We start from the raw sequence: 5,822 nt of genomic DNA, 5'->3' as shown, positions 1-5,822 counted from the left end.
GCCCCAGCCCGGGCACCCAGCCCAGGCACCCAGCCCGGCCTCCCTGGCAACACCGAACCGCCGCCAGCCCCCCCGAAGAGCGCGGGGTCAAGTGGGGAAAAATCCGCACCACCCTGAAAAAATTTACGGCAAGCGGCCATTATTCTGAGCACAAAAGCATGAAAAAATCGTCATAAATGCCCTTGAGGCTATATTGGCACATTTCTTGCAAAAAAGAAAGATGGGGGGAAAGAGACCGAAAAAATTTCGGGTTTTTTGCCCCGGCAACCAAAGAGTGGGAAGTGGTTATGAGAGGTAAAGGAGTCAGGAAAACAGCCATGACAACCAAAGCGCGAAAACCAGCGAAGAGCGCGCGCAAAGCGAAGCACGGATGTCACGATGACCCGGTCCTGGCCTTCTACCAGGACGACGACGAACTCTTTCGAGACGACGACGACCTTGTCGCCGGAGACGAAGAAGAGCTAGAGGAGGAAGAAGAAGACGAGACCCTTGACAACGCCATCCGCAAATATCTAGGAGAGATAGGGCGCTACCCGCTCCTAAGTGCTGAGGAAGAGATGGAACTAGCGCGGCGCGTAGCCGAAGGGGACATCGAAGCCCAGCAACGGCTCGTTGAATCCAACCTGAGGCTAGTGGTCAGCATAGCCAAGCGCTACAACACACAAGGCATCTCACTGCTTGACCTTGTACAAGAAGGCAACCTCGGCCTCATTCGCGCGGCCCAAAAATTCGACCCCTCGCGGGGCTTTCGCTTCAGCACCTATGCCACCTGGTGGATACGCCAGGCCATCAGCCGGGCCGTCGCCGAACACACGCGCACCATCCACATCCCCGTACACGTCGTCGAAATGATCTACAAGATCAAGCGCATCACGCGTCATCTCTACCAGGAGCTGGGGCGTGATCCCGAGGCCGAAGAGATCGCGCGCGTCGCCCGACTCAGCAAAGAGCGCGTCGTCGAACTACAGGGCATGGCCGAGAACCCCGTGTCACTGGACGCGCCCCTGACCGACGACGAACCCTATCACCTGGCCGACACCCTGGAAGACACACGCGCCACCGCTCCAGCGGAGGCCGTCACCCATCGGGCCTTGCGCGACCAAATCGCCAGCGCCCTGGAACTGCTCACCCAACGTGAGCGGCAAGTCATCGAGATGCGTTACGGCCTGGCCGACGGCTACTGTCACACCCTGGAGGAGCTAAGCGCGCACTTCAAACTGACGCGCGAACGCATCCGCCAAATTGAAGTCAAGGCACTACGCACCCTACGTCAGCCGATCCAGGCCCATCTTTTGCGCGACCTTGCCTGACAGGAAGCAGGCAACAACTTCATGGCGTTGGTCATAGAGCGAGCGGGAACAGCGCCCACACGCGCGCCGGGACGCGAGCGTCGCCGGCGCTGTTCCCCTTGCCCTTGCTCCCACCTTACTCCCACCTTGCTCCTACCTTGCTCCTACCTTGCTCCCACCTTGCTCCTACCTTGCTCCCACCTTGCTCTCACCTCACTCCTATCCTCACAGATCGCGATGAGCGAAGCGCAGCATGCCCACCACAGGCAGCACCACGATATAGAGGGCCACCCAGAGCGCCATCGCCGGCGTCAGCGCCTCGGCCCCGACAATGGGCAGATGCTGCACCTGATGAAGGCCGATCAGATCCTGAGCGGCTGGCGGGAGCAAGGCCGCCGAAGCCGCATGCCAGAGCGCATCGGCGGGCATCAGCAGCTCAAAGACCGTCCTGATGCGCTCCACCGTCGTACTCTCGCCCGTAATCTGCGTCACCACCTGAGCGAAACTGGCGATAGGGGTCGCCAGAAAGAGCAAAGCCGCCATCGCCCCATTAGCCAGCGTTGGCAGACTGGCGCTGCCCAGCGTCAGCAGAGCCAGCAAACTCAGCATCCCCAGCTCCAACAGACCCAGGGCCGGCGCCACCCCCTCGGGCCAATAGCCCGTCTTCCAATAGATCACCCCCAGAAAGCCCAGCTCCAGCAAGGCCGTATAGCCCCCCAACACCAGAGCATAAGCCAGCCACTTCCCAAAGACGATCTCCACGCGATGCAGCGGCTTCGGCACAATCACCACCAGCGTACCCGCCTCAATCTCGCCCGAGAGCATCCCCGCCGTCAGCAGCAGCGTCATCAAACTGGACTGCAAATAGACCGACCAGCTAGCCAGCACCGCCATCAGCGCCCCCACCCCCAGCAACAGCAAAGACAAATCAGCGGGCTGGACCCGCTGCAGATTCTCGACCAGCGCACTCAACAAGAGCGTAAAGAGGCCCAACAGCAACAGCGTCAGAATCACCACCGCCACAAAGATGCGGCGGCGCACAATCTCCTTGAGCGTAAAGCGAGCGATCACCACCCAGCCCGGCATAGCAGAGCGGCACCTCCTTCCTGCCTCATCTTCCCGGACCTACTGCAGACTGCGCGACAGCTCGATCGTGCGCAGAAAGACCTGCTCCAACGAGCGCCGCTGCGGCGCCAGGCGATAGAGGCGGGCCCCACAAGCCTGGACCGCCTCCGCCACCTCGGCGCTCTGCTCCTCGTGCCGCAAGCGCAACAGAACGCGACAGGGATCGTACGGATCGCGCTCCACCGTCAGAGCCAACCGGGCGAGCTGTTGCAGCAGGGCCTCACTCAGCGGCTCGGCGCGCACCTCCAGCAGCAGCGGCTCATCAAACAACTCTTCCGGCGCGCCCACCTTCACAATGCGCCCCAGATTAATGATCGCCACCCGATCGCAGAGCGCCTCGACATCGGGGAGCTGATGGGAATTAATAAAAATACTCGTACCGGCCCGCTTCAGATCCAGCAACAGGCTACGCAAATCATGCTGCCCGACCGGATCGAGGCCGGTCGACAGCTCATCGATAATCAGCAACTCCGGACGATTCAACAAAGCCTGAGCCAGGCCGATGCGCTGCAGCATTCCCTTCGAGAACGTCCCCAGGCGCTGGCGCTCGCGGCCTGCCAGCCCGACCAGAGCCAGCACCTCCTCAATGCGCGCCCGCAGCAACGAACCGCTCATCCCATAGAGCGAACCATGAAAACGCAGAAACTCCTCCGCCGTCAGCCAGCGGTGAAAGGTCGGCAACTCCGGCAGATAGCCGATGCGGCGCCGCACCTCGCGATCGCCCAGCGGGCGCCCCAGCAAGCGAACCGTCCCTTCGGTTGGCTGCACCAGGCCGGTCAAGATCTTGACCACCGTGCTCTTGCCCGCCCCATTCGGTCCCAAAAAGCCGAAGGCCTCGCCGCGATACGTCACAAAACTGATATGGTCAATGGCCAGCAAGCGATGATAGAGCTTCGTCAGCCCCTCGACCTCAATCACCGGCTCACGGCTCTCTGGCTGTGGCTCTCCACTCATCAGCCCTTAGTGCTCCTCTCTGAACAACGATCACCTACGTCGTAGTCTGCCTGGCAGAGAGGCAGGCTGTCAAGGCATCCCGCCGCAGCGGCGGAAGCGCTCGCCGTCCGCCAGACAGCAGCAGATCGGCCAGAAGCCGCCGGGCAAAGGCCCGCACAGCCTCCGCCGATCCGCCGCTGCACCGTCCCCAGAGAAGGGCAGGCAGGAAGGCAACCACAGAAAGATCCTCCAGAGCGACAGCGAGGCGCCGCCGACGCTCTCCAGCCGAGAGCCAGAGCAGCGCAGTCAGCGGCCTCGCTCGCCCCTTACCGCAAGCTATTGGCCACCCCTAACAACTCACTCTGATCGCCACCGCTCTCAGCCAGCACATAGACCCGACCCTGCGCCTGCCAGAGCACGGCCTCCCCAGCCGGCAGATCCGTCACCTTATTGGACGACGCAAGCTGCTGGTGGGTCAGCAACAGGCCCGTCTGACCCTGGACCGTCACCGTCTGCGAAGTCATCCCAGTCAGCACCGGGATCGGCACCGTCCCACTGCGCAGATCGATCTGCCGCAACTGCTGCACCAGCGAAGCGGGCAACCCCGGCAGCGAGAGCAAGAAAGCGCGCAAATCCTCCAGCGACGCCTGCCCGGTGGCCTCAAGCGTAGGCGACGGCGTCTGCAAGATCGCCAACAGCTTGCCGCCGCTACTCACATAGTGGGCCTCCACCACGCGCGACACATGGATCACAAAGGTCGCCCCATCCAACTGAGCCGGGACCGACACCTCAGCGTGCCCGCTGCGTGCCAGATAGGCGCGAGCCTTGGCCGCCCTAAAGGTAAAAGTCGCCTGGCCGCCTTCCAGCACATCAAAGACCGGCTGCCGTCCACTGAAGCCAGCCGGCAATTGCGTTGGCAGCCTGAGCGGGAAGCCAGCCAGCCGCTCGGCCTCGGCGCGCGTCAGATTGCGCAGCGGCTGCAGCAGACCAGGAGCGGCCTGCAGCTCGCCCAAATCGCTCAACCGTGGAAGCTGAGCCGACTGCACGGCCTGCTGACTGACCGTCACCGGCTGGAAGCGCTGCACACTAAAGAACGACAGCAGGGTCGCCGCCAGCCCCGTACTGGTACCAGCCAGCAACAACGCCAGCAGCAGCACCGCCGCCGCGATCGCCATCCAGGAACGGCGCAGCACCTGGCGTACAGGCACGCGGCGCCCCTGCGGAAGCTGGACCGGGCGGACCCGTGGCCCAGCCGTACCCAGTAATCCCTCCTCGGAGCCAGAAGCCAGCGACGGACGCGGCTGCTCCCTGGTCCTGGCCAGCACCTGCCGCAGCCGCCGGCGCGCCTCCTCGCCCTCAGCGGCCGTCACCGTCAGGCCTTCCTCAGCCGCCCAGGCGGCATTAGCCTCCAGCATCAGACGCTCCAAGCTGGCGTCGGCGCTGGCCTCCTGCGCCAGCCTGATCAAAGCCTCCTCATCGCCCTCCTCCAGAGCCGCCAAATAGCGCCCCAGAAACAGAGCGCCTCGCTCTTCCTGCTGGGAGATCTGTGCTTTTTCAAACTGTTGCATAGTCATTGATCCCTTCTCTGCTCTGCTCACACTCTTCATGGTCGCTGTCTTCCAGCGAGCATCGTCTGACTGACTCCTGTGCGCCCCCTGCCGGCTCACCGGCCTGGCCTGGTCCCATGAGAGGCATCGCGCTGGCGAAAGGCACAACGCAGGCGTTGAAGCGCGCGATGAAGGCGCACGCGGACCGCGCCGGGACTGATCCCCAATTGACGAGCCAGCGCCTCGCGCTCGCAATCCTCGACCAGCGCCAGCCGCAGCAGCTCGCGATCATCCTCATCAACCAGCGCCAGGAGGGCCTGCGCCCCCTCGCGAGCCTCAACCAGCTCCTCGGGACCGCCGACGCTCTTATCCTGCAACTGATCGAAAAGATCCCACTCGCCCGGCGCCTCCATTGGCGCCAGGGTCTGGGCCAGACGAGTGACGGACCACTCGCGCCGCCCCTGGCGAGCACGCTCAGCCTTCTGGCGCCGAATCACATTCAGCCCGATCCCGAGCAGCCAGGCCAGCGCTTGCCGTTCCGGCTGGAAGCGCGCGGCATGGGCCAGCGCCTCGACAGCGACCTCTTGTAAAAGCTCCTGAGCCGTCAGCCGGGCCTCACCCTCCCTGGCCAGGCCCAGGCGCACGGCATAGAATTGCAGGTTCTGCAGCAGCGTTTCCGTGTGCTCGATCAGAAAGCGCTCCAGCGTAGCCCGCGCCACCTCCTCAGCCGAAGGGGCCGCGGGCCGCCACTGCTCAGCCTCTGTCGAGGAGACCGCCGAAAACCCGCTGTGCGCTGGCTCACGCTTCATAAGTTCTGGCGATCCTTTCCGTTCCTGAACCTTCCAACCTGAGCAGGAGCCGACTCCTGCTCACACTATTCTTTTCACCACAGCCCGCCCTCCTGTTACAGCTTCCCGTCCCCCACTAC

At 63.4% G+C, this 5,822-nt stretch carries 5 protein-coding genes; 1 reads left to right on the top strand and 4 read right to left on the bottom strand.

Features of this window, described 5'->3' with window-relative positions; translation table 11 throughout:
• Positions 1–317 precede the first annotated feature (317 nt).
• Complete coding sequence (locus IRZ24_RS15900) at positions 318–1,310, top strand: sigma-70 family RNA polymerase sigma factor (protein ID WP_297166105.1); 993 nt, start codon at positions 318–320, stop codon at positions 1,308–1,310.
• 204 nt (positions 1,311–1,514) lie between these two features.
• Here IRZ24_RS15900 and IRZ24_RS15895 read toward each other — a convergent pair whose 3' ends face one another.
• From IRZ24_RS15895 to IRZ24_RS15880, 4 genes are all read right to left on the bottom strand, one after another.
• On the bottom strand, positions 1,515–2,375 hold the full coding sequence (locus tag IRZ24_RS15895; RefSeq protein WP_297166102.1) for an ABC transporter permease subunit: 861 nt from the start codon (positions 2,373–2,375) through the stop codon (positions 1,515–1,517).
• Between the two features lie 39 nt (positions 2,376–2,414).
• Positions 2,415–3,368, bottom strand: a complete 954-nt coding sequence (locus IRZ24_RS15890; RefSeq protein ID WP_297166099.1) for an ABC transporter ATP-binding protein — start codon at positions 3,366–3,368, stop codon at positions 2,415–2,417.
• A 305-nt stretch (positions 3,369–3,673) separates the two neighbouring features.
• Positions 3,674–4,915, bottom strand: coding sequence for a hypothetical protein (locus IRZ24_RS15885; RefSeq protein ID WP_297166097.1), 1,242 nt, complete (start codon positions 4,913–4,915; stop codon positions 3,674–3,676).
• 95 nt (positions 4,916–5,010) lie between these two features.
• Entirely contained in the window at positions 5,011–5,703 is a 693-nt protein-coding gene (locus IRZ24_RS15880; protein WP_297166094.1) for a sigma-70 family RNA polymerase sigma factor, read from the bottom strand.
• Between the last annotated feature and the right edge of the window lie 119 nt (positions 5,704–5,822).

The organism is Thermogemmatispora sp., from assembly GCF_019683755.1.
Taxonomy (GTDB): domain Bacteria; phylum Chloroflexota; class Ktedonobacteria; order Ktedonobacterales; family Ktedonobacteraceae; genus Thermogemmatispora.
Note: the sequence above shows the minus strand (reverse complement) of the source record. Positions and strands in the feature narration are given on the sequence as shown.

Coding starts and splice junctions, on each gene's coding strand:
- IRZ24_RS15890 (WP_297166099.1), bottom strand. CDS start 3,368: ATGAGTGGAGAGCCACAGCCAGAGAGCCGTGAGCCGGTGATTGAGGTC.
- IRZ24_RS15880 (WP_297166094.1), bottom strand. CDS start 5,703: ATGAAGCGTGAGCCAGCGCACAGCGGGTTTTCGGCGGTCTCCTCGACA.
- IRZ24_RS15900 (WP_297166105.1), top strand. CDS start 318: ATGACAACCAAAGCGCGAAAACCAGCGAAGAGCGCGCGCAAAGCGAAG.
- IRZ24_RS15895 (WP_297166102.1), bottom strand. CDS start 2,375: ATGCCGGGCTGGGTGGTGATCGCTCGCTTTACGCTCAAGGAGATTGTG.
- IRZ24_RS15885 (WP_297166097.1), bottom strand. CDS start 4,915: ATGCAACAGTTTGAAAAAGCACAGATCTCCCAGCAGGAAGAGCGAGGC.